This window comes from Bradyrhizobium sp. R2.2-H (assembly GCF_004346455.1).
GTDB classification, from domain to species: Bacteria; Pseudomonadota; Alphaproteobacteria; order Rhizobiales; family Xanthobacteraceae; genus Bradyrhizobium; species Bradyrhizobium diversitatis.
In genome coordinates this window covers 260,169-285,379 of the sequence record NZ_SMBR01000001.1, presented here as the reverse complement: position 1 = coordinate 285,379, position 25,211 = coordinate 260,169, and the positions used below count along the sequence as shown (strand labels likewise).

The 25,211-nt window shown below is 64.3% G+C and carries 28 protein-coding genes and 2 pseudogenes; 17 read left to right on the top strand and 13 right to left on the bottom strand.

Features of this window, described 5'->3' with window-relative positions:
- Positions 1-56: 56 nt before the first annotated feature.
- The 3 genes from EDE08_RS01345 to EDE08_RS01335 form a co-directional block, all read right to left on the bottom strand.
- On the bottom strand, positions 57-1,622 hold the full coding sequence (locus EDE08_RS01345) for an alkaline phosphatase D family protein (RefSeq protein ID WP_131866442.1): 1,566 nt from the start codon (positions 1,620-1,622) through the stop codon (positions 57-59).
- Positions 1,623-1,740: 118 nt separating this feature from the next.
- Positions 1,741-2,160, bottom strand: coding sequence for a hypothetical protein (locus tag EDE08_RS01340; RefSeq protein WP_131866439.1), 420 nt, complete (start codon positions 2,158-2,160; stop codon positions 1,741-1,743).
- Positions 2,161-2,269: 109 nt separating this feature from the next.
- Positions 2,270-3,271: an NAD(P)H-dependent flavin oxidoreductase gene (locus EDE08_RS01335; RefSeq protein ID WP_131866437.1), complete on the bottom strand. Its 1,002-nt coding sequence runs from the start codon at positions 3,269-3,271 to the stop codon at positions 2,270-2,272.
- Between the two features lie 122 nt (positions 3,272-3,393).
- Here EDE08_RS01335 and EDE08_RS38940 point away from each other — a divergent pair.
- A pseudogene (locus tag EDE08_RS38940) lies at positions 3,394-3,504 on the top strand (winged helix-turn-helix transcriptional regulator); the annotation flags it as partial.
- A gap of 168 nt (positions 3,505-3,672) precedes the next feature.
- Here the strand turns inward: EDE08_RS38940 and EDE08_RS38175 are convergent.
- Positions 3,673-3,831 carry a hypothetical protein gene (locus EDE08_RS38175; protein ID WP_165935696.1) on the bottom strand — a complete coding sequence of 53 codons (159 nt, stop codon included), beginning with the start codon at positions 3,829-3,831 and terminating at the stop codon, positions 3,673-3,675.
- Positions 3,832-3,852: 21 nt separating this feature from the next.
- A pseudogene (locus EDE08_RS01325) lies at positions 3,853-4,226 on the bottom strand (PRC-barrel domain-containing protein).
- Between the two features lie 144 nt (positions 4,227-4,370).
- On the opposite strand from EDE08_RS01325, the gene EDE08_RS01320 reads away from it, so the two are divergent.
- The 7 genes from EDE08_RS01320 to EDE08_RS01290 all read left to right on the top strand — a co-directional run bounded on the left by EDE08_RS01320 (position 4,371) and on the right by EDE08_RS01290 (position 9,643).
- Positions 4,371-6,158 carry a thiamine pyrophosphate-requiring protein gene (locus EDE08_RS01320; protein WP_131866435.1) on the top strand — a complete coding sequence of 596 codons (1,788 nt, stop codon included), beginning with the start codon at positions 4,371-4,373 and terminating at the stop codon, positions 6,156-6,158.
- Positions 6,159-6,166: 8 nt separating this feature from the next.
- The gene (locus EDE08_RS01315) at positions 6,167-6,397 is read left to right on the top strand and encodes a hypothetical protein (RefSeq protein ID WP_131866433.1); all 231 of its coding nucleotides are present in this window, start codon (positions 6,167-6,169) and stop codon (positions 6,395-6,397) included.
- Between the two features lie 83 nt (positions 6,398-6,480).
- On the top strand, positions 6,481-7,032 hold the full coding sequence (locus tag EDE08_RS01310) for a DUF4142 domain-containing protein (RefSeq protein WP_131866431.1): 552 nt from the start codon (positions 6,481-6,483) through the stop codon (positions 7,030-7,032).
- A gap of 205 nt (positions 7,033-7,237) precedes the next feature.
- On the top strand, positions 7,238-8,128 hold the full coding sequence (locus EDE08_RS01305; RefSeq protein ID WP_207912866.1) for an SDR family oxidoreductase: 891 nt from the start codon (positions 7,238-7,240) through the stop codon (positions 8,126-8,128).
- Positions 8,129-8,226: 98 nt separating this feature from the next.
- Complete coding sequence (locus tag EDE08_RS01300; protein ID WP_131866427.1) at positions 8,227-8,814, top strand: phosphatase PAP2 family protein; 588 nt, start codon at positions 8,227-8,229, stop codon at positions 8,812-8,814.
- Positions 8,811-9,158, top strand: coding sequence for a DUF3147 family protein (locus EDE08_RS01295; RefSeq protein WP_131866425.1), 348 nt, complete (start codon positions 8,811-8,813; stop codon positions 9,156-9,158). Before EDE08_RS01300 ends, EDE08_RS01295 begins: the two co-directional genes overlap by 4 nt.
- Positions 9,158-9,643, top strand: coding sequence for a hypothetical protein (locus EDE08_RS01290; protein WP_131866423.1), 486 nt, complete (start codon positions 9,158-9,160; stop codon positions 9,641-9,643). The genes EDE08_RS01295 and EDE08_RS01290 overlap by 1 nt, the downstream gene beginning before the upstream one ends.
- Before the next feature lie 69 nt (positions 9,644-9,712).
- Here the strand turns inward: EDE08_RS01290 and EDE08_RS38170 are convergent, their stop codons facing one another.
- The gene (locus EDE08_RS38170) at positions 9,713-9,880 is read right to left on the bottom strand and encodes a hypothetical protein (protein ID WP_165935697.1); all 168 of its coding nucleotides are present in this window, start codon (positions 9,878-9,880) and stop codon (positions 9,713-9,715) included.
- A gap of 172 nt (positions 9,881-10,052) precedes the next feature.
- Between EDE08_RS38170 and EDE08_RS01285 the strand changes: the two genes are divergently transcribed.
- Positions 10,053-10,301 carry a hypothetical protein gene (locus tag EDE08_RS01285; RefSeq protein WP_165935698.1) on the top strand — a complete coding sequence of 83 codons (249 nt, stop codon included), beginning with the start codon at positions 10,053-10,055 and terminating at the stop codon, positions 10,299-10,301.
- A gap of 133 nt (positions 10,302-10,434) precedes the next feature.
- Here the strand turns inward: EDE08_RS01285 and EDE08_RS01280 are convergent, their stop codons facing one another.
- From EDE08_RS01280 to EDE08_RS01275, 3 genes are all read right to left on the bottom strand, one after another.
- Entirely contained in the window at positions 10,435-10,638 is a 204-nt protein-coding gene (locus EDE08_RS01280; RefSeq protein ID WP_131866421.1) for a hypothetical protein, read from the bottom strand.
- 71 nt (positions 10,639-10,709) lie between these two features.
- Positions 10,710-10,841 (bottom strand): hypothetical protein, encoded by a 132-nt coding sequence (locus EDE08_RS39340; protein WP_283810538.1) that lies wholly within the window; start codon positions 10,839-10,841, stop codon positions 10,710-10,712.
- A gap of 118 nt (positions 10,842-10,959) precedes the next feature.
- Complete coding sequence (locus EDE08_RS01275; protein ID WP_131866419.1) at positions 10,960-11,154, bottom strand: hypothetical protein; 195 nt, start codon at positions 11,152-11,154, stop codon at positions 10,960-10,962.
- A gap of 93 nt (positions 11,155-11,247) precedes the next feature.
- Between EDE08_RS01275 and EDE08_RS01270 the strand changes: the two genes are divergently transcribed.
- From EDE08_RS01270 to EDE08_RS01260, 3 genes are all read left to right on the top strand, one after another.
- Complete coding sequence (locus EDE08_RS01270; RefSeq protein ID WP_131866417.1) at positions 11,248-11,760, top strand: DUF4142 domain-containing protein; 513 nt, start codon at positions 11,248-11,250, stop codon at positions 11,758-11,760.
- 424 nt (positions 11,761-12,184) lie between these two features.
- A complete protein-coding gene (locus EDE08_RS01265; RefSeq protein ID WP_131866415.1) occupies positions 12,185-18,481 on the top strand; it encodes a HAMP domain-containing protein in 6,297 nt (2,098 codons plus the stop codon).
- A 13-nt stretch (positions 18,482-18,494) separates the two neighbouring features.
- Complete coding sequence (locus EDE08_RS01260) at positions 18,495-19,982, top strand: HWE histidine kinase domain-containing protein (RefSeq protein ID WP_131866413.1); 1,488 nt, start codon at positions 18,495-18,497, stop codon at positions 19,980-19,982.
- Here the strand turns inward: EDE08_RS01260 and EDE08_RS01255 are convergent.
- Positions 19,979-20,200 (bottom strand): hypothetical protein, encoded by a 222-nt coding sequence (locus EDE08_RS01255; protein WP_131866411.1) that lies wholly within the window; start codon positions 20,198-20,200, stop codon positions 19,979-19,981. The genes EDE08_RS01260 and EDE08_RS01255 overlap by 4 nt on opposite strands.
- A 140-nt stretch (positions 20,201-20,340) precedes the next feature.
- On the opposite strand from EDE08_RS01255, the gene EDE08_RS01250 reads away from it, so the two are divergent.
- Complete coding sequence (locus EDE08_RS01250; RefSeq protein ID WP_131866409.1) at positions 20,341-20,598, top strand: hypothetical protein; 258 nt, start codon at positions 20,341-20,343, stop codon at positions 20,596-20,598.
- 94 nt (positions 20,599-20,692) lie between these two features.
- Positions 20,693-20,935 carry a hypothetical protein gene (locus EDE08_RS01245; protein WP_028176958.1) on the top strand — a complete coding sequence of 81 codons (243 nt, stop codon included), beginning with the start codon at positions 20,693-20,695 and terminating at the stop codon, positions 20,933-20,935.
- Positions 20,936-21,051: 116 nt separating this feature from the next.
- Here EDE08_RS01245 and EDE08_RS01240 read toward each other — a convergent pair whose 3' ends face one another.
- A complete protein-coding gene (locus EDE08_RS01240) occupies positions 21,052-21,258 on the bottom strand; it encodes a hypothetical protein (protein ID WP_131866407.1) in 207 nt (68 codons plus the stop codon).
- 116 nt (positions 21,259-21,374) lie between these two features.
- On the opposite strand from EDE08_RS01240, the gene EDE08_RS01235 reads away from it, so the two are divergent.
- Positions 21,375-21,569 (top strand): DUF3072 domain-containing protein, encoded by a 195-nt coding sequence (locus EDE08_RS01235; protein WP_131866405.1) that lies wholly within the window; start codon positions 21,375-21,377, stop codon positions 21,567-21,569.
- Between the two features lie 101 nt (positions 21,570-21,670).
- A complete protein-coding gene (locus EDE08_RS01230) occupies positions 21,671-21,964 on the top strand; it encodes a DUF6496 domain-containing protein (protein ID WP_061878432.1) in 294 nt (97 codons plus the stop codon).
- 12 nt (positions 21,965-21,976) lie between these two features.
- Here EDE08_RS01230 and EDE08_RS01225 read toward each other — a convergent pair whose 3' ends face one another.
- Positions 21,977-22,339 (bottom strand): hypothetical protein, encoded by a 363-nt coding sequence (locus tag EDE08_RS01225; RefSeq protein ID WP_131867398.1) that lies wholly within the window; start codon positions 22,337-22,339, stop codon positions 21,977-21,979.
- Positions 22,340-22,606: 267 nt separating this feature from the next.
- Positions 22,607-24,154, bottom strand: a complete 1,548-nt coding sequence (locus EDE08_RS01220) for a Do family serine endopeptidase (protein ID WP_131866403.1) — start codon at positions 24,152-24,154, stop codon at positions 22,607-22,609.
- A gap of 206 nt (positions 24,155-24,360) precedes the next feature.
- Here EDE08_RS01220 and EDE08_RS01215 point away from each other — a divergent pair, with 206 nt between their 5' ends.
- Positions 24,361-25,197 carry a universal stress protein gene (locus EDE08_RS01215; protein WP_131866401.1) on the top strand — a complete coding sequence of 279 codons (837 nt, stop codon included), beginning with the start codon at positions 24,361-24,363 and terminating at the stop codon, positions 25,195-25,197.
- Positions 25,198-25,211: the final 14 nt, after the last annotated feature.

Genomic DNA, 25,211 nt, shown 5'->3' with positions numbered 1-25,211 from the left:
TAGCGACTATAGCGCGCGAGTCGCCGGCCAGCCAATCATCAAGATCGGGTTCGCGCTTAGGAATGCTGCGCCACCACGGCCGGCCGCCCATGCGGCTGCGGCACGATATCGACCGACCAGAGGTGACGATTGTCCACGTCCTTCAAGGTCACGGTCATCACACCGCTGCGGCCATCGATGTCGACCCGCCCGAAGAACTGCAGTCCGAAACATGGCGCGAGGTTCTCGCCCTGCGCTGCGCTGCAGCCCTGCTGATACATCGCGACCGGGCCAAAGGTGTCGTCGAGCTCGCCAGGCCCCCAGCTGCCGGCATGCAACGGGCCGGAGACGAACTCCCAGAACGGCTCGAAATCCTGGAATTGCGCCTTGTTCGGATCGTAATAGTGCGCGGCGGTGTAGTGCATGTCGGCGGTGAGCCAGACGATGTTGCGGATGCCGGCACGCTTGATGGAGGAGAGCAGATCCGCGATCTCGTGCTCGCGCCGGTCGGGCGGCCCGTTGCCGAGCGCGACGGCGTCCAGGCTGATCAGGCCGATCGGCAAGTCGGCCGCGATCACCTTCCAGGTTGCGCGCGAGGCGGCGAGCTCGCGCTTGAGCCAGGCGAGCTGCTCGGCGCCCAGGATCCAGCCGCGGTGATCGTCGCCCTTGTTCCAGCTCTCGTCGCGGTAGCTGCGCATGTCGATCATGAAGACGTCGAGCAGCGGGCCGTAGGCGATCTTGCGATAGACCCGACCCTGCCGCGCGCCGATGTCCCGGATCGGCATGAAGTCGAAGAAGGCGCGGCGGGCGCGCGCGACCAGCCGCGGGGTGCCGTCGTCCTCGCATCCGGCCTCATCATGGCTGCCGATCGGTGACCAGTCGTTGGTGACCTCATGATCGTCCCATTGCGCGAACATCGGCACCTCGGCGTGGAAGGCGCGGAAGTGTTCGTCGAGGTGGTTGTATTTGTAATTGCCGCGGAACTGCGCCAGCGTGTGCGCGACTTCGGACTTTTCCTCGGTCAGCACATTGCGCCAGGTCTCGCCGTTTGGCAGTTTCAACTCGGATGGAATCGGGCAGTCGGCATAGATGTGGTCGCCGGAGTGGATGAAGAAATCCGGCCGGTTGTCGAGCATGGTCCGATAGCTGCGATAGCCGCCGCGCGAGACGTCGATGCCCCAGCCCTGCCCCGCGGTATCGCCGGACCACAGGAACGATATCGACTGGCTAGCTGACGGCGCGGTGCGGAAATGGCCGAGCCGGCCTTCGCCGGCGAGACCGGTGGCAATGTCGTCGAAGCGCACGCGGTAGAAGATATCCTGGCCCGGTGGCAGATCGGTCAGCAGCAGTTTTGAGGTGAGATCGGCGTCGGGCGATGCATCGCCGGAAGCCGACGCAATGATCGTTTTGAAGCTCTCGACGGTCGAGCACTCCACCTGCATCCGTGCAGGCCGGTCGGCTCGCGCCCAGATCACGGCCGAGCCGTCCGAGACGTCGCCGGACTGGATTCCGCCCGCGATCTGCGGGCGGTCGGCGGCACGACTGATGGAGGGCTTCGCAAGCGAGGCCATCGCGAGGCTGGAGGCGGAGCGGACCAGGAACTGCCGCCGGGTCCATGCGCGCGGGGCGCGGAGCGTTGCCATTCAGGAAACCTTCGTCGAATCACGACGGAAGGTGCCTGCGCTCCTTGACTCCCGGCTTACGGTTTCTTGACTCTGCGCCTACGGTTTTGCGACGTGGCGATGACGGCTTTGGCCCCGACTAACGCTTCCAGTTGCAGATACCGCCGGAGCGACATGGCCAGGTCTGGATGCGGGTATCCATTGCCTGCGCGTCGAGCGGATTGCCGTGGCGGCGCGCAAGCTTCGCACGGGCCGCCCCGCGCGCCTTTGCGCTCCTGGCATGCGCGGCCTTCGGCTCGACCACACGAACGCGCTCGGCCGCGACCTTCTTCGGCACGTCGACAGGCTCGGCCCGAGCCTGCGCCTCGTTGCCGCCACGCGCTTCGAGTGCGAGCGGCGCGAAGCGCGTCTCCGGCCCGAGACGCTTCGGCGACAGAACGGCCTTGGACAGATCGAGGCCGAGATATTCGTCAGGCTTGTAATCGTCAGCGCGCGCAATGCCGCCCCCTGCGATTACAAGGGCAAGGGCAACTGCGAAGGGAACGTTTTTCAGGACCACGGACGCCTCCTGAAATCGATTTATTAAAGGGCTAATTTACCCCTATTTAGGAGGCGCCGCGCGCAATTCCAGCGGTCAAATGCCACCGTGGTTAAGAAGTTTGACGGTGTCAGGCGACCTTTCGTGCCGCTCCCGTTCCGTCCAGGAACCCCATCAGACGGCCGCGGATGATGGTCTCCGCCTCCGCCATGATGCGATCGATGAGTTCCTTGCAGGATGGGATGTCGTGGATCAGGCCTGCGACCATGCCACAGCTCCAGGCACCGGCGTCCATCTGGCCGTCCAGCATGATCCTAGGATAGACGCCCGCGACCTGGTCGTGGATGTCGTCGATCGTAAGCTTGTCGCCCTTATCGCGCTCGATCTCGAGCAGACGATCGACATTGGCGTTCCTCAGGACGCGCTCGGTGTTGCGCAAGCTCCGCATGATCAGGCGGGTGTCGAGCTCGGTCGCAGCAACGAGTGCATTCTTCACGTTCTGATGCACCGGCGCTTCTCTGGTGGCGATGAAGCGCGTGCCCATGTTCATGCCCGCCGCGCCCAGCGACAGCGCCGCGACCAGGCTGCGCCCATCGGCCATGCCGCCTGAAGCGACGAACGGGATCTTCAGCTCTTCCGCCGCGCGCGGCAGCAGGATCATGTTGGGAATGTCGTCCTCGCCGGGATGTCCGCCACACTCGAAACCATCAACGCTGACGGCATCGCAGCCGATGCGTTCGGCTTTCAGGGAGTGACGCACCGATGTGCATTTGTGGATGACCTTGATGCCGGCCGCCTTCAGGGCCGGCATGTAGGCTTCCGGGCTGCGGCCTGCGGTCTCCACCGCCTTGATGCCACCTTCGACGATGGCCGCAATGTATTCAGGATAGGGCGGCGCCGAGAAGGTCGGCAGGAAGGTGAGGTTCACACCGAACGGCTTGTCGGTCATGTCGCGGCAGCGCGCGATCTCCTTCGCGAGCAGTTCCGGCGTCTTCTGCGTGAGACCGGTGATGATGCCGAGCCCGCCGGCATTGGAGACGGCGGCGGCCAGTTCGGCAAAGCCGACGAAATGCATGCCGCCCTGAATGATGGGGTGCTCGATGCCGAACAGTTCGGTGATCGCGGTCTTCACTTAAGGTCCTCCCGGAATTTGCTTGATGTTCAGATCAGTCTAGCCGGATTATTGCGCCGCGGTCACCATTTCTCTCCGAACGGACGGATCTCCATCTCGAAGGTCCGGCGCTCTTAGGCTGCTGCGGCAAGCTGTTCGATCCCGTGATGGTGTGCTCGGAGTGCGGCGAGCCGCTGCACGCCAGACAGGTGCATGTGCATGCGGGGCCGGGGCGGGACCAGGCGGTGGGGTGAGCAGGCGGCTCTGGTGGAAATTGCTGGCGCTGCGCCAGAATGGCCTGCGCCAGTGTCCCCGGCTCCTGCAACGGCAGCGCTGTCATTCGTGAACGCACGGCTCAAAGGAGCAACGCGGCACCATGGACGCCGCGCTTGCTCAAGAGGTCGCCATGGGCGCACGCACCTTCAGTGCGTCTTGGCCTCGTGCCACTTCTCAAGATCGGGTTTGACCTCGTCCGATCCCTGCTCCTTCTCGGGGTTGCCCTTCCAGGGCTTGTCCGTCTGTCGATGCGAGCCCCAGTCGTTCTGCTGCCGGGGATCGTCGTTGGGCCGTTCCTTGCTCATCGATCTCACTTTCCTGAAACGTTAAGCAAAGGGGACGCCGTAATAGGAGTTGATACACGCACGGCGGCGTCATCACTCCAGTTCCAATCGCTTCGTGAGCCATATTTGGGCGCGCCTTCCAGCTCCTTGGTGGTGATGCCGGTGACATACCCGCCGAGCTCGGTGTCGTATTTCAGCGACTGCCAGGGCAACGGATAGTGATCATTGCCCAGGCCCAGGAATCCACCAAAACCGAGCACGGCGTAGGAAACCTGGCCACTGATCTTGTCGATCATCACGCGTTCGATCGAACCGATCCGGTTGCGATCGGCGCCATAGACCGATGTTCCCTCGACCTTGTCGCTGCCGATCAAACGGCCCGTCTCACTGCGATCCAGTTCGTCTTGGTTCAACATCGCAATTCTCCACTCTGCCACGTGCAAAACCAACCGGATAGGCACGGGATCGTTCCGGTGCATGTTCCGTGAGCGGTCAGGAACATCGCACCAAACGAGCAGTTCTTTGAGTTTCAACACCCGCCAAACCAAGGGCCACGCGCAATGTCCCAGACCGTCTCCGACTTCATCGTCCAGCGTCTGCATCAATGGGGCGTGCGCCACATCTTCGGCTATCCCGGCGACGGCATCAACGGCGTGTTCGGTGCGATGAACCGGGCCGGCGGCAAGATCAGCTTCGTGCAGGCGCGGCATGAGGAAATGGCAGCGTTCATGGCGACCGCCTACGCAAAGTTCTCGGGCGAACTCGGCGCCTGCATTGCGACCTCCGGCCCCGGCGCCTCTCATCTCGTCACCGGGCTCTACGATGCGCTGCTCGATCACCAGCCGGTGCTGGCGATTGTCGGCCAGCAGTCGCGCAACGCCCTCGGCGGCCACTATCAGCAGGAACTCGATCTTCTCTCGATGTTCAAGGACGTTGCCGGCGCCTACGTCATGCAGGCATCCTCGCCCGCGCAAGTGCGGCACCTGATCGACCGCGCGGTGCGGATTGCGCTGGCGCGGCGGACCCCGACCGTGATCATCCTGCCCAACGACCTGCAGGAGGAACCTTACGAGGATCCGCCCCGTGAACACGGCACGCTGCATTCCGGCATCGGCTACAGCCCACCCAGCATCACGCCGCGTGAGGCCGATCTCGACCGCGCCGCGGAGGTGCTCAACGCCGGCAAGAAGGTCGCGATGCTCGTCGGCGCCGGCGCGCTTCACGCCACCGACGAGGTGATCGCGGTTGCCGAGCGGCTGTCGGCCGGCTGCGCCAAAGCACTGCTCGGCAAGGCCGCGCTGCCCGACGACCTGCCGTGGGTCACAGGCTCGATCGGCCTGCTCGGCACCGAGCCCAGCTACAACATGATGATGGAGTGCGACACGCTGCTGATGGTGGGCTCGGCCTTTCCCTACGCCGAATTCCTGCCCACGGAAGGCAGCGCGCGCGGCGTTCAAATCGATATCGACGCCAGCATGCTGTCGATCCGCTTTCCCATGGAGGTCGGTCTCGTCGGCGACGCCGCCGAGACGCTGCGCGCATTGCTGCCGCGGCTCGCGCCCAAGGCCGACGACGCCTGGCGCCGGGGCATTGAAGACGATGTTGCGAGATGGTGGAAGACGCTGGACGACCGAGCACATCAGCCCGCGGCGCCCGTCAACCCTCAGCTTGTCGCTTGGGAGCTGTCCCCGCGCCTGCCCGACCGCGCCATCATCACCAGCGATTCCGGATCGTGTGCCAACTGGTTTGCGCGGGACCTGAAGATGCGGCGCGGCATGACGGCTTCGCTGTCCGGCGGTCTCGCCTCGATGGGCGCCGCGGTTCCTTATGCGCTCGCCGCGAAATACGCCCAGCCGGACCGGCCGGTGATCGCGCTGGTCGGCGATGGCGCGATGCAGATGAACAACATGGCCGAACTGATCACGGCTGCGAAATACTGGCGCTCGTGGCGGGATCCGCGCTTCATCGTCTGCGTCTTCAACAACGAAGATCTCAACCAGGTCACCTGGGAGCAGCGCATCATCAACGGCGATCCCAAATTCGAGGCTTCGCAGCGCATTCCCGATGTCTCCTATTCGCGCTTCGCCGAGCTGATCGGCCTCACCGGCATCTTCATCGACAACCCGCAGCTGCTCGGCTCGGCCTGGGAGCAGGCGCTGGCGAGTGACATGCCGGTTGTGCTGGAAGTGAAAACCGATCCGGAGGTGCCGCCGCTGCCGCCGCACATCACCTTGCAGCAGGCGAAGAATTTCTCGCTCGCGCTGATGAAGGGCGATCCGAACGAAAGCGGGATGATCAAGGGAGCGGCGCGGCAGATGTTCGAATCGATCCTGCCCGGGAAGCAATGAGGTAAACAATGAGCGACTTCCGCGACATCCAGCACGGCGTCAACGATCCGGTCGGAGGCCTCGACGTCAAGCGGCAGATCAACGACAACCGCACGCCGCATGAGCGGGCGCAGCACCACGCGGACGTGCGCGCCGATGCGACCCCCACGTCGGCGGAGCCATTCCTTCCGGAGCGGCTGCGGCGAAAGGCGACCGATCCGATCAATCCGCGGACCGGTCGCCGTCCTGCGGGCCAATGATTAGGAACCTCGGCTCTTGCGACGTGTTGGTCGGCGCATATTCGCCGGCAAACGGCCGCGCGACCTATTGGAGGGATCCGACCATGAAACGAACCATCATCGCACTTGCCTGCGTGGCTCTCGCGGGCCCCGCGCTCGCCCAGTCGCTCGGCGAGAAGACCGGCGTCAACTCGGCGCTCGGCGTCGCTCCATCCACTGCCGACTTCGTCAAGCAGGTGGCGATCAGCGACATGTTCGAGATCGAATCGAGCAAGCTCGCCCAGCAAAAGGGCAACGCGCAGGAAAAGAGCTTCGCGCAACAGATGGTGACCGACCACACCAAGACCAGCACCGAGCTCAAGGGGCTTGTCAACGACGGCAAGGTGCAGGCGTCGCTACCGACCACGCTCGACAGCTCCCATCAGAGCAAGCTCGACAAGCTCAAGAGCGCGACCGGCAAGGACTTCAGCTCGGACTACAATTCCTATCAGGTCAGCGCCCACGAGGATGCCGTCTCCCTGTTCGAACGCTATGCCAAGGGCGGCGACAATGCCGCGCTCAAGGACTGGTCCGGCAAGACCCTGCCGGCACTGAAGCACCACCTCGACATGGCCAAGGAGCTCGGCAAGGCGCCGAGCGTCGGTCAAACCAGGTAACGCATTGCTGAAGGACGCCGGCGCGGCCGGCGTCCTTCGCTTGGCAACGACGACCGTCTCCGCGCATTGAGGTTCGAACATCGCGGAGAGCATGATGTCGAACCACAGCAAAACCTCACTGTCCCGCCGGCACGTCGTCCACGCCGCGAGCGCGGCACTCGCGGCGGCTTCGCTGGCGTCCTCAGCAGCGCAAGGAACCGCGTCCATGGCAGATACCGACTTGACCAATCCAGTCACCCGCTATCCGAAGCCGCCGTTCAAGAAGCAGTCGCAGCCCTGGCCGGGCCTTGCCGGCAGGATGGAGCCGCGGCCCGATCATGGCGAGACCAGCTACAAGGGCTCCGGCCGGCTCGCCGGCCGCAAGGCGCTGATCACCGGCGGGGATTCGGGCATGGGCCGTGCCGCCGCAATCGCCTATGCGCGGGAAGACGCCGATGTCGCCATCAACTATCTTCCTGCTGAAGAGCCCGACGCGCAGGAGGTGATCGCACTCATCAAAAAGGAAGGGCGCACCGGGCTTGCGATCCCCGGCGATCTCAAGGACGAAGCCTTCTGCAAGCAATTGGTCGAGCAGGCGGCGCAGGGCCTCGGCGGGCTCGACATCGTCGTCTGCAACGCCGCTCGGCAACAAACGCGCGCTTCTATCCTCGATGTATCGTCGGAGGATTTCGATGCGACGATGAAGACCAACATTTACGCGCCGTTCTGGATCATCAAGGCGGCGCTGCCGCATCTCAAGCCTGGTTCCTGCATCATCGGCACGACGTCCGAGCAGGCCTACGATCCTTCGCCGGATCTCTACGACTATGCGCAGACCAAGGCGGCGACGATGAACTATGTGAAATCGCTGGCGAAGCAGCTCGCCCCCAAGGGCATCCGCGTCAATGGCGTCGCGCCCGGACCGATCTGGACGCCGCTTCAGGTCTCCGGCGGTGCGACGATGGACAAGCTCGAAAAATTCGGCGGCATGACACCGCTCGGCCGTCCCGGCCAGCCCGTCGAGCTCGCGTCGATTTACGTGCAGCTTGCCGCCGCCGACGCAAGCTATGCGACGGGACAGGTCTATGGCGCCGCCGGCGGCTCCGGACAACCGTAATTGCGGCACGGCGGGCCGAGGCCCCGTGACAGTTCAGGAACCTTCTTTGGCTCCGGGCTTTACAAAACCGTCATGGAGGAAAAGTCGCCGGCGGACCGATGGCGCTCGTAACAGTGAAACCCACCCGGATCGATACGGCGATCGCCAGCGAGATCGCACACAATACCAACTCAGGCCTCGAGCATGCGGCCCAGGCAATGACCTGGGGCGCCGACGAGCATGTGCTGCTCGCGCTCGCTGCTGCCGGATGGCTCTACACCTGCCTCCGGCATCCGCAGCGGCGTCCCGTTGCCGATCACGTCCTGATGGTATCGCTGGTCACGGCGATAGTGCCGCATCTCTTGAAATCCGTATTCGACCAGACGAGGCCTGACCGGCTCACCGTGAGCGGCCACCGGTGCGGTATTCCCTATTCGGGACGTCCTCGCGACGCGTTTCCCTCCGGTCACGCCGTGCATATGGGCGCCCTCGCCTCGGCGGCCGGCCTGTTGCCGCCGGCCTCGCGCCGCTTGGCCCGCTCGCTCGCCGTGGCGTTGTCGCTGACGCGCGTGGCGCTGCTGGCGCACTGGATCAGCGACGTGGCGGCAGGCTTCACGCTCGGCATCGTCGTCGAGCGACTGTTCAGGCGGTTCGCGCTGGCGAAATCACAGCGGCAGCGGACCGAAGCCTCGCGGGTACGGCCATGACGGAATATCTCGTGCGCTTCGTCGCCGGCGGGCTGATCGTATCCATCTTTGCAATCCTCGGTGACATGCTGCGGCCAAAGAGCTTTGCCGGGCTTCTCGGCGCAGCTCCGTCGGTCGCGCTGGCCACCCTTGGCATCGCCGTGGTCCAGCACGGCCCACAATATGCCGCGGCCGCGAGCTGGACGATGATCTATGGCGCCATCGCGCTCGCCTGCTACAGCCTCGTCGTCTGCCATCTCCTGATGAGAGTCCGTCTCGGCGCGCTCCCGGCGACGATCCTTGCCTTCGCCGTATGGCTCGGGGTTGCCTTCGGTCTGCTCGCCGGTTTGGGAGGTGCCGCCTGATGCTGGTGAAGCTATCGTCATCCGCACTGACACAGACGCGGTGGTACGAATACACCGTTCGCTTCGCGCTCGGCGGCTGCGCGACGATGCTCGCGGGGGTCATCGGCGCGCATTTCGGCGTTTCTGTCGGCGGGCTCTTTCTTGCACTCCCGGCCATCTTCTGTGCCAGCGCGACCCTGATCGAAAGCCACGAGCGTCACGCCAAGGAGAAGGCCGGGCTGAGCGGGCGGCGTCGCGGGCAGGAGGCCGCAGCGCTCGATGCCGCAGGTGCAGCACTCGGCGGCATCGGCCTCGCGGCGTTCGCTGTCGTCTTCCATGCCACCGTCGGTGAAAGCGTCGCACTCGGTTTCATCGCCGCGTTGACGGTCTGGGCCAGCGTTTCCGTGACGGCCTGGTGGCTCAGGCGCAGGCTTCGCATTGTCTCGCACAACCGCCGTTCAGCCCATTCGCCATCGGCAGAGGGCTCTCGCTTCGTGAAGCCCTAAAGCGCGATAAAATGGTGTTTGAGCCTGATCGTTTCGGAAAACCGCCGCACATTTGTACGGGCCATGCTTCTAGCTCGCTTTTGCCTTCGCCAAGGTCTGCGATTGCGGCGGCTGGAGGCCCGGACTGTTCGCCCAGCGCTCGACCTGCTCGATGACCTTCTGGTGGCTCGGCCGCACCGGTTCGGGCGCTTCGGGCTCCTCGGAAAGCTTGCGAGGTAACCTGACTTGGTCCGTCATGGCCTCTCTCCCTTTCCAAGAAGAATGCGCCATGGCGCAATACGTTTCAAATTAACTTATTGATTTTATTGCGAATTCTTACTCATTAGAAGACTTTGGCGACTCTGGCGGAACCCTCGCCAAGTTTGTTCGTTGAGTAAACTACTCAACTTACTCAATTTGCGTGATCGCCATGAACGACCTTCGCGCCGAGCGCCTTCAGGTCATGCTCTCGCCGGAAGAGTTGGCCGCCATCGACGATTTCCGGTTCAAGCACCGAATGCCGACGCGTGCAGCTGCAGTCCGCGAACTCCTCAGGTTCGGACTGACCGCCGCCGGCGTCGATGCCGCCGTGGGCGTGAAGTCAAGCAGCTTTGGCGTGTTCGGCCGCGGACCTGACGGACATACTCAGGGGGATCCAGAGAGCGGCACCGGCGGCTGACGCACATAAGCAAACGACCCTGGCACGGTGGGTGCCAGGGCCGTCCTTGGAGATTGCTTCCGGCGCACCGGGGGCATGACAACCGGAAGCAATCCGTCGACTCTTCCCGCGGGGATTCGTTCCTTCGTGAGAACTAGCCTGTCGCGTCGCTCGAGCCGTCCGGCATCACGCCGGAGCCTGGCGTCTTGCTATTGTCGTTCAGCTTGGGGTCGCGCGTCGCTTCACGCGAAGGCGAGCCTTTCGGGTTCGTCTTGTGCACGGACTGTGCACGCTCCTTGTCGCGCGGTTGCTCCTCCCCGCGCTTGTCCTTGACGATGCCTTGGTCGGAATGGGCCATGGTGGGGCTCTCGCTTGTTCTGGTGTCTCGGAACCCCTACGCACCGCGGCGTCGAATGTTCCGATGCAGTGCTAACTGCGGACCGCGTGGACCGCGGCAGATGCGTTCTCAAGATGCACCTGCCGCAACGTCGTCACCGTCGCGAACGCGACCGAGACGCCAAAGGCGAGAACGAGGGAGAGAAGAGCCAGACGCGGAGCCATCGCCAAAACCTCCTTCTGAAACTGGAAATCGACGCGATCGAATGTTCCCGGATGATCCCAAATCAGTCGCTTGCCTTCCGTGAGCGGTCTCACACGCAGATTCACGAGAACGAGCGGCTCACGCCTTCCGCTTTGGAGGAGCGCGGACCGCAACGGGCGGGACTTCGCCGTCGAGCCAATCCTGCTCGTTGGCGAGCGCCGTCCAGGCGTCGGCCATGCGCGAATAGCGCTTATGGGCGGGTTGTCCCTCGGCTCGCTCGGCAAGCTGAAGACAATTGTCGGCGTTATCCCTGAAGATGTCAGACTGTTTCATGTGGAGCACGTGGGGACGGAACTCTCACGCTGCAACCCGCTTACCGGATCGTAATGGTCAGGGAACTTCGCACGCTGTTCATCATTGATACCGATGCGAGTTCTTGCCGCCCTCATCCTGGCATTCATCAACAGTGCGGCGCTTGCCGACAGCACCGGCGAGCGAAAGCCCGGTGAACGGCCACCGACCGCGATTGAGGTTATCAGCGGCGTCTACAATTTCAGCCGATTTCAACAGGGTCTTCTCGAGAATACCGACCTCAAGGGCAATGCGGAGGTCAAGAACCTCGCCGCCCTGCGCGCCGAGGAAGCGGCCAGGCGCGACAAGAGCCTGAAGAAGGTCCAGGAGGCCATTGGCGCAGAGCCGCGCATCGGCAAGGCAACATCCTCGACCGCGAGCCTGGTCGAGCCCGAGATGTCGGATGGCCCAAGCTACATCAGGAGCTTCTATGCCGCGCAGATTCCCGAGTATGAATCGGTCATCGGACTGCTCGAGCGCTATCTGAAGGCGCCCGACAATGCAGCGCTCGCAGCGTTCGCGCGCGAACAGCTCCCGATGTTGCGCTCGCAGGTCAGGGACGCCGAGCGTACCATGGCGGACAAGTAGCCGTTTCTACTTGTCGTTGGGATGACGTTGCTGGCTCTGCGACCGCACGGTGCGATCGTTCTCCGACATCTTGTCACGCCAGCATCGCCATTGTCGTCCTTGCCGCCCGAAGATGACGTGCCGCTGCCGCTCGGATTCGACCGGCTGGCCGTTCCGGTCGTCGGTGTTTCCACGTGCGGGCTGGCTCCGTGCCAAAGGATGAATGCCGGGCGCGGGACGAGCAAAGCGGCGGCCCCCACGACCGTTCTGAAGAGCATGGAACCAATTCCGCGGACCCTCGTTAGTTCAGTCGGGCTGAGCAAAGCGGGTTCCAATTCCTCGCGCCGCACCTTGGCGCTTGATTTCGAATTTGGCTGACGCTCTATTTCATGTCGACCAAACGCGTCGTGCCGCGGATTCGGCGAACGCCTGCGGGGGAATCAGTATGAGCGACCTCGATCCCGGAACTGCATCAGGCTCCGGTCGTCGCGTCCCAAAGCCCAAAACCAACGGTACGTCGGAGTCGGATTCCCGGGCGGAACTGTTGCTCGCCTTGCAGGCCATGCGCAGCGGTGACTTTTCGGTGCGCATGAGCGGCGACTATCTCGGCATCGACGGCAAGATCGCCGATACTCTCAACGAAATCATCGCCGCCAACCAGCGCATGGCGCAGCAGCTCGAACTGGTCGGCCAGGTGGTGGGACGCGAGGGCAAGACCCGCCAGCGCGTCAAGTTCGGCCTCGCCTCAGGCTCCTGGGCCGACATGGAAGGTTCGGTCAACACGCTGATCGACGACCTGCTGTGGCCGACGCGCGAGGTGACGCGCGCGGTCGCCGCCGTCGCACAAGGTGACCTGCTCCAGACCGTCAAGCTCGACGTCGATGGCCGTCCGCTCGGCGGCGAGTTTTTGCAGTCGGCGAACATCGTCAACACCATGATCAAGCAGCTCGGCGTGTTCACCTCCGAGGTGACGCGCGTGGCGCGCGAGGTCGGCACCGAGGGCAAGCTCGGTGGTCAGGCCCAGGTGCCCGAGGTGACCGGCGTCTGGAAGGACCTGACCGAGAGCGTCAACTCGATGGCGAACAACCTGACCAATCAGGTTCGCAACATCGCCGAGGTGACGATCGCAGTCGCCAATGGCGATTTGTCGAAGAAGATCACGGTCGACGTCCGCGGCGAGATCCTGCAGCTCAAGGAAGCCATCAACACGATGGTGGACCAGCTCCGCTCCTTCGCCTCGGAAGTGACGCGCGTCGCGCGCGAGGTCGGCACCGACGGCAAGCTCGGCGGCCAGGCGATCGTGCCGGGCGTCGCCGGCACCTGGAAGGACCTGACCGACAGCGTCAACGCCATGTGCGGCAACCTGACCGCTCAGGTGCGCAACATCGCCAACGTCACCACCGCCGTGGCGCGCGGCGACTTGTCCCGCAAGATCACGGTGGACGTGCGCGGCGAGATCCTGGAGCTGAAGGACACCATCAACACGATGGTGGACCAGCTCAACTCGTTCGCCTCGGAAGTGACGCGCGTCGCGCGCGAGGTCGGCACCGAGGGCAAGCTCGGCGGTCAGGCCCAGGTGCCCGGCGTGGCCGGCACCTGGAAGGACCTCACCGACAACGTCAACTTCATGGCCTCGAACCTGACGGCGCAGGTCCGCAACATCGCCGACGTCGCCACCGCCATCGCCAGCGGCGACCTGTCGAAGAAGATCACGGTGAACGTCTCCGGCGAGATCCTTCAGCTGAAGGAGACGCTCAACACCATGGTGGACCAGCTCAACGCCTTCGCCGGCGAAGTCACGCGCGTCGCGCGCGAGGTTGGCACCGAGGGCCGGCTCGGCGGCCAGGCCAACGTGCTCGGCGTCGCCGGCACCTGGAAGGACCTCACCGAGAGCGTCAACTCGATGGCCTCCAACCTGACAGCGCAGGTCCGCAACATCGCGGAGGTGACGACGGCGGTCGCCGGTGGCGACCTGTCGAAGAAGATCACCGTGGACGTGCGCGGCGAGATTCTGGAGCTGAAAGATACCATCAACACCATGGTGGACCAGCTCAACGCCTTCGCCGGCGAGGTGACGCGCGTGGCGCGCGAGGTCGGCACCGAAGGCAAGCTCGGCGGTCAGGCCGTCGTGCGCGGCGTCGGCGGCACGTGGAAAGACTTGACCGACAGCGTCAATTCGATGGCCTCGAACCTCACCGGCCAGGTCCGCAATATCGCCGAGGTCGCAACTGCGGTCGCCAAGGGCGATCTGTCGAAGAAGATCACGGTGAACGTGTCGGGCGAGATCCTTCAGCTGAAGGAAACGCTCAACACCATGGTCGACCAGCTCAACGCCTTTGCGGGTGAAGTCACGCGCGTCGCGCGCGAGGTCGGCACCGACGGCAAGCTCGGCGGCCAGGCCGACGTGCCCGGCGTTGCCGGCACCTGGAAGGATTTGACCGACAGCGTGAACTCGATGGCGGGCAACCTCACCGCCCAGGTCCGCAACATCGCCGAAGTGGCGACCGCGATCGCCGGCGGCGACCTGTCGCGCAAGATCACCGTCGACGTACGCGGCGAGATCCTTCAGCTCAAGGACACGCTGAACACGATGGTCGACCAGCTCAACCGCTTCGCGGGCGAGGTGACACGCGTCGCGCGCGAGGTCGGCACCGAAGGGCGCCTCGGCGGTCAGGCCAACGTGCCCGGCGTCGCCGGCACCTGGAAGGATCTGACGGACTCCGTGAACTCGATGGCGGGCAACCTCACCGCCCAGGTCCGCAACATCGCCGAGGTGACGACGGCCGTGGCGCGCGGCGACCTGTCCCGCAAGATCACCGTGGACGTGAAGGGTGAAATCCTCGAGCTGAAGAACACGATCAACACGATGGTGGACCAGCTCAACGCCTTCGCCGGCGAAGTGACGCGCGTGGCGCGCGAGGTCGGCACCGAAGGCAAGCTCGGCGGCCAGGCCGAAGTGCCCGGCGTCGCCGGCACCTGGAAGGACCTCACGGACAACGTCAACTTCATGGCCTCGAACCTGACGGCCCAGGTCCGCAACATCGCCGAGGTCGCGACCGCGATCGCCGGCGGCGACCTCTCGAAGAAAATCACGGTGGACGTGCGCGGCGAGATCCTTCTCCTGAAGGACACGCTGAACACCATGGTCGAGCAGCTCCGCTCCTTCGCCGCCGAAGTCACGCGCGTGGCGCGCGAGGTCGGTACTGAAGGCCGGCTCGGCGGTCAGGCCGTCGTGCCCGGCGTCGGCGGCACTTGGAAGGATCTCACCGACAACGTCAACCTCCTGGCGGCGAACCTCACCACGCAGGTCCGCAACATCGCCGAAGTGACCACGGCCGTGGCGCGCGGCGACCTCTCCCGCAAGATCACCGTCGACGTCAAGGGCGAAATCCTCGAGCTGAAGAACACCATCAACACGATGGTGGATCAGCTCAACGCCTTCGCCGGCGAAGTCACGCGCGTCGCCCGCGAGGTCGGCACCGAGGGCAAGCTCGGCGGCCAGGCTGCAGTGCCCGGCGTCGCCGGCACCTGGAAGGACCTCACCGACACCGTGAACCTGATGGCTGCAAACCTGACCGAGCAGGTGCGCGGCATCGTCAAGGTGGTGACTGCGGTCGCCAACGGCGACCTCAAGCAGAACCTGACGATGAAATCGCGGGGCGAGGTCGCCGCTCTCGCCGACACCATCAATAACATGACCGAGACGCTCGCGACCTTCGCCGACCAGGTGACGTCGGTTGCGCGCGAGGTCGGCGTCGAAGGCCGGCTGGGCGGCCAGGCCAACGTGCCGGGTGCTGCCGGCACCTGGAAGGATCTCACCGGCAACGTGAACCTTCTGGCCGCCAACCTCACCTCTCAGGTGCGCGCCATCGCGGAAGTGGCGACCGCCGTGACCAAGGGCGACCTGACGCGATCGATCCAGGTCGACGCCCGCGGCGAAGTCGCGGAGCTGAAAGACAACATCAACACGATGATCACGAATCTCCGGCTGACGACGGACGTGAACACCGAGCAGGACTGGCTGAAGACCAACCTCGCCAAGTTCACCAACATGCTCCAGGGCCAGCGCGATCTCACCACGGTCGGCCGGCTGCTGCTCACCGAGCTGTCGCCGCTGGTGAACGCCCATACCGGCGTGATCTACCAGGTCGAGAACGAGGACAATTCCCAGCTGCTATTGCTCGCATCCTATGCCAGCGACGGCATCTATCCCTATCAGCGCGTGCTCCAGTTCGGCGAAGGCCTGATCGGCCAGTGCGCCCTCGACAAGCGGCCGCGCATGGTCTCCGACATTCCGTCCGACGTGGTGCCGATCAACTCGGCGCTGTTCCGCGTCGCACCGAAAAACCTCGTCGTGCTGCCTGTCCTGTTCGAAGGCCAGGTCAAGGCCGTAATCGAGCTCGCCTCCCTCGTCTCCTTCACGACGTCGCAGATGACATTCCTGGAACAGCTCACCGACTCCATCGGCATCGTTCTGAACTCGATCGAGGCGACGATGCAGACCGAAGGCCTGCTCAAGCAGTCGCAGCAACTCGCCGGCGAGCTGCAGACCCAGCAGCGCGAATTGCAGCAGACCAACGACCAGCTCGAGCAGAAGGCGCAGCAGCTCGCCGAGCGCAACGTCGAGGTCGAACGCAAGAACCAGGAGATCGAGCAGGCTCGCCGCGCGCTCGAGGAGAAGGCGACCGAGCTTGCGCTGACCTCGAAATACAAGTCCGAGTTCCTCGCCAATATGAGCCACGAGCTGCGCACGCCGCTGAACTCGATCCTGATTCTCGGCCAGCAGCTCACCGACAATCCGGACGGAAATCTCTCGGCCAAGCAGGTCGAATTTGCCCGCACCATCCACGGCGCCGGCACCGACCTGCTCAACCTCATCAGCGACATTCTCGATCTCTCCAAGATCGAGTCCGGCACGGTCACGGTCGACGCCGAGGAGATCCTGACCGCGAACCTGCTCGAGACAGTCGGCCGCCCGTTCCGGCACGAGGCGGACAACCGCAATCTGTCGTTCAAGATCGACGTCGATCCGAACCTGCCACGCAGCATCGTCACCGACTCCAAGCGGCTGCAACAGGTCCTGAAGAACCTGCTCTCCAACGCCTTCAAGTTCACCGCCGAAGGCGAGGTGCGCCTGAAGGTCGCCGGCGCGATCGGCGGCTGGGGGACGGATCACCCGGTGCTGAACTCCGCGCCGGCGGTGATCGCGTTCGAAGTGTCCGATACCGGGATCGGCATTCCCCTGGAGAAGCAGAAGCTGATCTTCGAGGCGTTCCAGCAGGCGGATGCCGGCACCAGCCGGAAATACGGCGGCACCGGCCTCGGGCTCGCGATCAGCCGCGAACTCGCGAGCCTGCTCGGCGGCGAGATCCATCTCCGCAGCACACCGGGCAAGGGCTCGTCCTTCACGTTCTATCTGCCATTGAAATATTCCGGCCCGACGCTCGCACCGCGGGCTGCGCCGGCGCCGCAGCAATACAGCCAGCCGCCTGCGCTGCAGCCGGCCGCGCCGGAGCAGCAGCGCGTCATCGAGCAGCTTCCCGACGACCGCTTGAACCTCGAGCCCGGCGACAGCATCCTCCTGATCGTCGAGGACGACCCGCATTACGCGCGTGTGCTGGTCGACCTCGCGCGCGACAAGGGATTCAAGGTTCTGGTCGCCGCGCGGGGCGCGGAGGCGCTGGAGCTCGCCAAGCAGTATCAGCCGAGAGCAGTCTCGCTCGACGTGTTCCTGCCCGACATGCTCGGCTGGACCGTGCTGAGCCAGCTCAAGCACAATCCGTTGACCCGCCACATCCCCGTGCAGATCATCACGCTCGACGAGGACCGCCAGCATGCGCTGGCGCGCGGCGCGTTCTCGTTCGTCAACAAGCCGACCACGCCTGAAGGCATCTCAGCCGCGCTGACGCAAATCAAGGAATATGCGCGGCCGCGGCGCAAGCGGCTGCTGATCGTCGAGGACAACGAGGCCGAGCAGCTTTCGATCCGCGAGCTGCTGTACCACGACGACATCGAGATCGTGTCGACGGCCACCGGCGCGGAGGCACTTTCGACGCTGCGCGAGCAGCCGTGTGACTGCGTGGTACTCGATCTCCGGCTGCCCGACATGAGCGGCTTCGAGGTGCTGGACCAGATCCGCAACGACGAACGACTCTCGAACATCCCGGTCGTGGTCTTCACCGGCCGCGAGCTTTCGGCGGAGGAGGACGCGGAACTCCACACCATGGCGCGCAGCATCGTGGTCAAGGGCGTGGAATCGCCGGAACGCCTGCTCGACGAAACCGCGCTGTTCCTGCACCGCGTGATCACGGAGCTGCCGATCGAGAAGCAGCGTATGCTGGAGAAGCTGAACAGTTCCGACGAGGACTTGATCGGCAAGACCGCCCTGCTCGTCGACGACGACGCCCGCAACATATTCGCCCTGTCGAGCGTGCTGGAACGGCGCGGCATGAAAGTGCTGACGGCGACGACCGGCAGCGAGGCTGTGACACTGGTCGAATCCAATCCGGAGATCGCGATCGTGCTGATGGACATCATGATGCCGCAGATGGATGGCTATCAGACCATCGGCGTGATCCGCGAGAGCCCGGCCTTCGCCCGTCTTCCAATCATCGCGCTGACCGCCAAGGCGATGAAGGGCGATCGGGAGAAATGCCTCGAAGCCGGCGCGTCCGATTATCTCGCCAAGCCGGTCAACACCGACCAATTGCTGCTTGCGATCCGCATGTGGCTGCACCGCTGAGTTGGGCCCGCGTATGGACCAGGAAAAGGTCAACATCCTGCTCGTCGACGATCAGCCGGCCAAGCTGCTCGCCTATGAGGTGATCCTGAAGGATCTCGGCGAGAACCTCGTGATCGCCTCCTCGGGACGCGAGGCGCTGGAGGTGCTGCTCAAGACCGAGATCGCGGTGATCCTGGTCGACGTCTGCATGCCCGAACTCGACGGCTTCGAGCTCGCCGCGATGATCCGCGAGCATCCGCGTTTCCAGAAGACCGCCATGATCTTCATCTCGGCCATCCAGGTCAGCGACATCGACCGGTTGCGCGGCTACGAGATGGGCGCGGTCGACTACGTGCCAGTGCCGGTCGTTCCGGAAGTGCTGCGCGCCAAGATCAGGGTATTTGCCGAGCTCTACCGCAAGACGCGCGAGCTCGAACGGCTGAACCACGAACTCGAGGACCGCGTCCGCGCACGCACTGCGGAACTGGAGAGCTCCACCGCGAAGCTGCGCGAGAGCGAGCAGCGGCGCAGCATGGCGATCGCTGCCGGCAAGATGGGATCCTGGGACTGGGACTGGATCAGCGGCGATTGGATGTGGGACGAGGGGCAATACCGCATCTTCGGCGTCGGCCCCGAGAGCTTCGAAGTCAATCCGGCCAACGTCCAAGCGCTGCTGCATCCCGATGACGTCGATCAGTTGCGCAAGGCGATCACCGAATTCAACAAGGGCACGCGCGCCTATGAAACTGAGTTCCGCATCGTGCGGCCCGACGGCGAGGTGCGCTGGTGCGTCGGCACGGCGGCGGCGACGGTGGACGAGCGCGGGCGCGTGGTGCGCGTCAGCGGCGTCACCGTCGATATCACCGAGCGCAAGCGCGCCGAGGAACGGCAGAATCTCCTGGCGCGGGAAGTCGATCATCGCGCCAAGAACGCGCTGGCGCTGGCGCAATCGATCGTACGCCTCACCCGGGCGGACGAGGTCAAGGACTATGTCAACGCCGTCGAGGGACGCATCAATGCACTGGCGCGCGTGCACACCATCCTGTCGCTGTCGAGCTGGGAGGGCGCCGAGCTCTCCCGGCTGATCGACGAGGAGCTTGCACCCTATTCGCTCGGCGACCAGATCAGATTGGCCGGTCCCGAAGTTCAGTTGCTGCCGGCGATGGCCCAGACGCTGGCGCTCGCGCTGCACGAGCTCTTCACCAACTCGGCCAAGTATGGCGCGCTCTCGACTCGATCGGGGCGGCTCGCGATCGATTGGCGGGTCGAGGACGAGCTGCTCACGCTGAGCTGGGAGGAATCCGGCGGTCCGCTGGTCATGACACCGAAATCTCGCGGCTTCGGAACGCGAAGCCTGCTTGCGAGCGTCGAGTCCCAGCTTGGCGGACAGGCGCAGTTCGATTGGCGCGCCGAAGGCCTGCTGTGCCGCCTGGAGGTGCCGCTGAAGCGCAGGACGGCCACCGCCGGACCCGGCAAGTTCGACACCGGCGGCTCCGCAGAGTTGCAGCGCGCGTCCGGCTAACCGGAGGCCGCGCTCGTCATGCGCTGGGCCATCTGCGGTTCGCGTGGGACCCGCCCTTCCAGCCAGGCTTCCGTTCGCGCGAGATCGCGCAGGGCCCTGGCGTAGCGACGCGCCGCGCTTCGCTCTGCTCCGCGCGGCAGCCTGCGGGCCTTGCGCAGGATGTCTGCAGCCGCGTTGCGATAGGCCAGCGAGCGGTAAAGAAAGACGACCTTACCCATATCCATGTTCCCGTTTTGATGGCGCTCATCCTTGCAAGCCCGGCATGAACGTCGGATGAAGCGGGCGATGACAATTATTTCAACCGAATGGAACCAGACAACCGCGCGGGTGTTTGCATGCCAATTCGGGATGCACTCCCATGCGCACGAAGAAGTCGTCTGAGCTGACCTCTGCCAGCGGACTTATCAAGCTGATGACGCATGCAATGATGGGCGCGGCCCTCGGCCTCACCTTCAGCCTCACGCTCGTCCTGTCCAATCCAGCCGTGGCCAACCTGCTCAACAACGGCGGAAGCCAGGCCACTCTGGTCTTCACTCTCACTTTGGTGACAACGTTCGCGATCGGTGCGACGCTCACCGGCGTCGTCTTCATCATTGACGAGGACAAGCAATCTTGAAGCGCGCGTGACCCGTGGGAGATGCTTTGTCGGGAACTCCTGCGGCGAAGAGCGGTTGGCTGCCTGCGTCAAATTAACTCAGGGAGTTTCCCGCATGAAGACGACCAAGCTCGCTCTCGCCGTAATGTTGGCAACCGGCCTTGCCGCCGCGCCGTTCGCCGTGCAGGCCAAGTCACACAAGGCCAAGCATGGATCCTCGATGTCATCGTCACAGACCACCGGCGCCAACACCAAGTCGTCCAAGGGCGCTGATCCTTCCGGCCAAGGCGGCTCCGGCCCTGGCTCCGATCAGGGCGGCACCATGACGAACAAAGGCGGCATGACCAACACCAAATAGGCCACTCCCTGGAATCCATCGAGGGCCCCGCCTGTTGCGGGGCCCTTCTCTTGGGACTTGGGAGCAGTTTCAAATCCGATACGCGTCCGGGTCCCTCCACCGCGCGCTCCCCGATTTCAGCGAGGCCCGCTCGCGCGCACTGGATTGCCCGTCTTCGCGGGACGAAAGCGGACGTCAGGCAGAACGTCGCTGCCGCCAGCTGCCTTCCATTCGCCGATCAGAAGGTTGATTCTCCGGCGCAGATCCATCTGCGCCAGGGCCCTTTCCGTGCAGTCGCAGCCGCGCTCGACGAGATTGCGCACCGACGCCTCGACGTCGGCCATTTCGAGCCTCAAGACTCTGATTTTACGTCTGATTTCATTAATTCTGTTGTCCATGGCTTGTTAGAACAAAATAAGAACATATAGTCAAGTCACGATTTCAGAAGGGGAGAATGCTGATGCAGGCTCAAGGTAAATACGACGCCAGGGTTTTTCTCGGCGAGCAGATGACGCGGACGCAGGGTCTCAGGCTGAAGCGGCTGAGCGAAGAGGCCTATCAACCCGCCCAATTTGCACGGGACCTGTCCTTCGGTGAGGCCGCACGGCGCATCCAGGCGCTGGAGGCGGAGATCGAGCTTGCGAACTCCTTCTAGACTGGCTGCCTAGACTGGCTGCGCGCGCGTCTGCACGTTGTGTATGCGCTGCCGGAACCATGGCTGAGCCGAATGGTTCTCCTCGCCAAGGGAGAGCATGCATGGCACGCAAGGCAAAGAAACGTCGCTACTCACGCAGCTCCGGCAGCGATGTCGAAAGCGAGATGCGGCGCTACAAAAAGGGTACCGCGAAGAGTGGGCGCGGGGGACGCGGCGGCCGCGTGAAGAGCCGCAAGCAGGCAATCGCGATCGGACTGTCGAAGGCGCGCAAGAAGGGCAAGAAGGTTCCGAAGAAGGCATCGAAGCGGAACAGTGCCAAGAAGACGTCGAGAAAATCGTCTAAGTCAAGCAAGTCGTCAAAGAAGTCGTCGAAGCGCAAATCCAGCAAGCGCTGACGCTGACCCGTCTCAGGTCATGCTGCCCGGCATGAAGCAGCGGATCGAAATCCCGAACGCAGTCTTCACCGGCCACACCATGGTGCGGCCTGCCCGGTTCGGCTCGGTGATGACGGCTTCGTCCGGCACATCTATCCACTGCCCGTCGAGACGCACGCGGTAACGCCCGTTGTGCGACTCCCAGTCGGGATCGGCGACGGCAAATCCATCCGCATCCGAGCAGCACGGGCCGAGCTGGCTGCGCAGACTGTCGAACCATGGTTTCAGGGGGGAGTTCGCATAGCGGCCGTCGTCACGCCCGAGCGCGTTTCCGCCCCAGAGCACCAACGACGCTACGAGCAGCGCGCTCCTCCGCGAGAGCTTCAATCGAACCATGTCGGCACCGATCAAAATGCGAACCGCCAGCAAGTTCCACAAAGCGGCGGCAGGCTCGAAGTTCCACCTGCAACCCACCTTTGCGGCCTCCTTGCCGCACCGATGTTGGAACTGTGATGAACGAACACGGCTTTTTCGGACGAACTGCGTCACCATTCCTGTGGTTAACGAGAATGTTATCAATAACCCAACGGGAATTTCGAGGCTGAACAGGAAAGGCGGCCCGAGGGCCGCCTTTTTGATCTGCGTCGCTCGGTGCGCGCCACTCTACGCGAGCGGAACTGCGACGAATCTCGTCGCCTCCGCGCTTCTAACCTGCAACAGCACGCTGCGCTTGCCCGACGATTTGGCCTGCGCCAGCTCCGAACGGACGTCGCCGACATTGGCGACCGCCTTGCCGCCGACATTGAGGATGACGTCGCCGGTCTGAATGCCGCGTTGTGCCGCCGGCCCTTGCGGATCGACCTCGGTGACGACGACACCCTTCTGGCCCGCGCCCTGGACGTCACCCGCCGGCGCCAGGCTGAGGCCGAGGCGCGGCGTGCCGGCATTCGGCTGCCCTCTGCCTTCGTCGGCATTGCCATTTCCTTTGGCTTGCCGCTCGTTCGGCAGTTCGCCGAGCGCGAGGGTCACCGTTTTGCTGTCGCCCTTGCGGAAGACATCGAGCTTCACGGACGTGCCCGGCGCCAAGGTGGCGATGGTGCGCGCGAGGTCGCGGGAGTCCTTGATCGTGGTGCCGTTGACGGCGGTGATGACGTCCCCCGCCTCGATGCCGGCCTTCGCCGCCGGGCTGCCATCCTGCGGATTGTCGACGATCGCCCCGCGCGCCTCCTTGAGGCCGAGACTGTCGGCAATATCCGATGTCACGGGCTGCACCTGCACGCCGAGCCAGCCTCGGGTGACCACGCCCTTGTCCTTCAATTGCGCGACGACGAGCTTGGCGGTCGAGGCGGGAATGTCGAAGCCGATGCCGACCGAGCCGCCCGAGGGCGAGAAGATCGCAGTGTTCACGCCGATCACGTTGCCGTTCATGTCGAAGGCCGGCCCGCCGGAATTGCCCTTGTTGATGGGCGCATCGATCTGGATGAAATCGTCATAGGGGCCATTGCCGATATCACGGCCGCTGGCCGAGACGATACCCGCGGTCACAGTGCCGCCAAGACCGAAGGGATTGCCGACCGCGACCACCCAGTCGCCGATGCGCGGCTTCTGGTCGGAGAATTTGACGAACGGAAAGTCCTTCTTGCCATCGACCTTGATCAGCGCGAGATCGGTCTTCGGATCGGTGCCGACCACTTTCGCAGTGTAGGTCGTGCCGTCATCCATCGTCACCTGGACGGACTCGGCGTGGTCGACGACGTGGTTGTTGGTCACGGCATAGCCGTCGGGGGAAATGAAGAAGCCGGACCCTTCGCCCGTGATCACCTGATGGCGCTGGCGCGGCATGCCGTTCATGCCGCCCGGGAAGCGGAAGCCGAACTGTCGCGAGAACTGGTCGAACGGCGTATCCTCGTCCGAATCCATCCGGTTCTGCTGCAGCATCGCGGTCTTGTCGCTGTCCTGGTCGATCTTCACCCGCACCGAGATCACCGCGGGTTTGACCTTGCTGACCAGATCGCCGAAGCCCGGCGGCGTCGCGGCGGCTTCCGCAGCCTGAGCCGGCGCAATGAAGGAGTTCGTACCGAACGGCGCAGAGCCTGGCGCCATTGACAGGGCGGCCACACCCAGCGCGGCCACGGTGCCGAGCAGCGCCAGCCGGCGCGGCCTCAAGATCTTGCGGGACGTGGTGGTGTCGGAATTGACGCGATCGTTCATGTCGAAATATCCATGTTGAGCTGGTGTCGCCTTGCCCTCAACATGGTCGCTGCCACCTTACGGCGTCCCGTCCATCCGATTAAATCTCGGCAAAGAATGGCAGAGCGGGCGCGGCAGGCAGATCGTCGCCGCCCATTTGATGCAGCTCAACACGGGCGCTTCGCGCAGTGAAAAACTGCGCTCCTGAGGCCCACCGGAGGCGCGCCATGTACAAAGACATTCTCGTCCACATTCCCACCGAACGTCCCATGCGGTCCGCGATCGAGGGCTCGATCTCGCTCGCGGCGCACCTCAACGCCCATCTCGACGCGGTCGCGGTCGGCTATGTCGCAACCAGTGCGGCTTACGTGATGGAGGGCGGCGCGGCGGTGGCGGCCGTGTTCGAACTGGAGCGCGAGCGGGCCGTGGAGCGGGCCGAGGCCGCGCTCGCGGTGTTCAGGAGCGAAGCCGCGAACGCCGGCATCTCCTACGCCTGCCACGCGCTCGGCGCGATCCCGGCGGATGCAGCCGTTTCGCTCGGCGAGATGGCGCGACTGCACGACCTCAGCATCGTGCTCCAGCCGGATCCGGCGCAAGGCGCGTTTGACAACGACGTGCCAGGCGAGATCCTGTTTCAGGCGGGCGGCCCGGTGCTGTTCCTGCCCTACACCTTCCGTGGAGCCTTCAAGGCGAACCGGATCGGCATCTGCTGGGACGGCAGCCGCCTCGCTGCCCGCGCCGTGCGTGACGCAGCGACGTTCCTGGCGCGCGCCGCAGAGATCGTGATCATCACCATCAACGAGGCCGACGCCGCCTCCGGCGAGACTTCAGCGAGCAGTCTGGCAAAACATCTCGGCCGGCGCGGACTGCCGACCCGCACGGTCAGCCTGTCGGCGGCGCGCGCCGACATTCAGCCGACCATCCTGTCGCTGGCGGCCGACGAGAGCCTCGATCTCCTGGTGATGGGCGGCTACGGCCATTCGCGATTGCAGGAGCGCGTTCTCGGGGGCGTCACCCGCGCCATGCTGGAAGCCATGACAGTGCCGACGCTGATGTCGCATTGAGTCGAGCCGGCTTG

What these genes read in the sequence shown, in the direction of transcription:
- EDE08_RS01345 (WP_131866442.1), bottom strand. Translation starts at nt 1,622, where the DNA reads ATGGCAACGCTCCGCGCCCCGCGCGCATGGACCCGGCGGCAGTTCCTG.
- EDE08_RS38175 (WP_165935696.1), bottom strand. Translation starts at nt 3,831, where the DNA reads ATGAGCAAGGAACGGCCCAACGACGATCCCCGGCAGCAGAACGACTGG.
- EDE08_RS01320 (WP_131866435.1), top strand. Translation starts at nt 4,371, where the DNA reads ATGTCCCAGACCGTCTCCGACTTCATCGTCCAGCGTCTGCATCAATGG.
- EDE08_RS01315 (WP_131866433.1), top strand. Translation starts at nt 6,167, where the DNA reads ATGAGCGACTTCCGCGACATCCAGCACGGCGTCAACGATCCGGTCGGA.
- EDE08_RS01310 (WP_131866431.1), top strand. Translation starts at nt 6,481, where the DNA reads ATGAAACGAACCATCATCGCACTTGCCTGCGTGGCTCTCGCGGGCCCC.
- EDE08_RS01305 (WP_207912866.1), top strand. Translation starts at nt 7,238, where the DNA reads ATGGCAGATACCGACTTGACCAATCCAGTCACCCGCTATCCGAAGCCG.
- EDE08_RS01300 (WP_131866427.1), top strand. Translation starts at nt 8,227, where the DNA reads ATGGCGCTCGTAACAGTGAAACCCACCCGGATCGATACGGCGATCGCC.
- EDE08_RS01295 (WP_131866425.1), top strand. Translation starts at nt 8,811, where the DNA reads ATGACGGAATATCTCGTGCGCTTCGTCGCCGGCGGGCTGATCGTATCC.
- EDE08_RS01290 (WP_131866423.1), top strand. Translation starts at nt 9,158, where the DNA reads ATGCTGGTGAAGCTATCGTCATCCGCACTGACACAGACGCGGTGGTAC.
- EDE08_RS38170 (WP_165935697.1), bottom strand. Translation starts at nt 9,880, where the DNA reads ATGACGGACCAAGTCAGGTTACCTCGCAAGCTTTCCGAGGAGCCCGAA.
- EDE08_RS01285 (WP_165935698.1), top strand. Translation starts at nt 10,053, where the DNA reads ATGAACGACCTTCGCGCCGAGCGCCTTCAGGTCATGCTCTCGCCGGAA.
- EDE08_RS01280 (WP_131866421.1), bottom strand. Translation starts at nt 10,638, where the DNA reads ATGGCCCATTCCGACCAAGGCATCGTCAAGGACAAGCGCGGGGAGGAG.
- EDE08_RS39340 (WP_283810538.1), bottom strand. Translation starts at nt 10,841, where the DNA reads ATGGCTCCGCGTCTGGCTCTTCTCTCCCTCGTTCTCGCCTTTGGCGTC.
- EDE08_RS01275 (WP_131866419.1), bottom strand. Translation starts at nt 11,154, where the DNA reads ATGAAACAGTCTGACATCTTCAGGGATAACGCCGACAATTGTCTTCAG.
- EDE08_RS01270 (WP_131866417.1), top strand. Translation starts at nt 11,248, where the DNA reads ATGCGAGTTCTTGCCGCCCTCATCCTGGCATTCATCAACAGTGCGGCG.
- EDE08_RS01265 (WP_131866415.1), top strand. Translation starts at nt 12,185, where the DNA reads ATGAGCGACCTCGATCCCGGAACTGCATCAGGCTCCGGTCGTCGCGTC.
- EDE08_RS01260 (WP_131866413.1), top strand. Translation starts at nt 18,495, where the DNA reads ATGGACCAGGAAAAGGTCAACATCCTGCTCGTCGACGATCAGCCGGCC.
- EDE08_RS01255 (WP_131866411.1), bottom strand. Translation starts at nt 20,200, where the DNA reads ATGGGTAAGGTCGTCTTTCTTTACCGCTCGCTGGCCTATCGCAACGCG.
- EDE08_RS01250 (WP_131866409.1), top strand. Translation starts at nt 20,341, where the DNA reads ATGCGCACGAAGAAGTCGTCTGAGCTGACCTCTGCCAGCGGACTTATC.
- EDE08_RS01245 (WP_028176958.1), top strand. Translation starts at nt 20,693, where the DNA reads ATGAAGACGACCAAGCTCGCTCTCGCCGTAATGTTGGCAACCGGCCTT.
- EDE08_RS01240 (WP_131866407.1), bottom strand. Translation starts at nt 21,258, where the DNA reads ATGGCCGACGTCGAGGCGTCGGTGCGCAATCTCGTCGAGCGCGGCTGC.
- EDE08_RS01235 (WP_131866405.1), top strand. Translation starts at nt 21,375, where the DNA reads ATGCAGGCTCAAGGTAAATACGACGCCAGGGTTTTTCTCGGCGAGCAG.
- EDE08_RS01230 (WP_061878432.1), top strand. Translation starts at nt 21,671, where the DNA reads ATGGCACGCAAGGCAAAGAAACGTCGCTACTCACGCAGCTCCGGCAGC.
- EDE08_RS01225 (WP_131867398.1), bottom strand. Translation starts at nt 22,339, where the DNA reads ATGGTTCGATTGAAGCTCTCGCGGAGGAGCGCGCTGCTCGTAGCGTCG.
- EDE08_RS01220 (WP_131866403.1), bottom strand. Translation starts at nt 24,154, where the DNA reads ATGAACGATCGCGTCAATTCCGACACCACCACGTCCCGCAAGATCTTG.
- EDE08_RS01215 (WP_131866401.1), top strand. Translation starts at nt 24,361, where the DNA reads ATGTACAAAGACATTCTCGTCCACATTCCCACCGAACGTCCCATGCGG.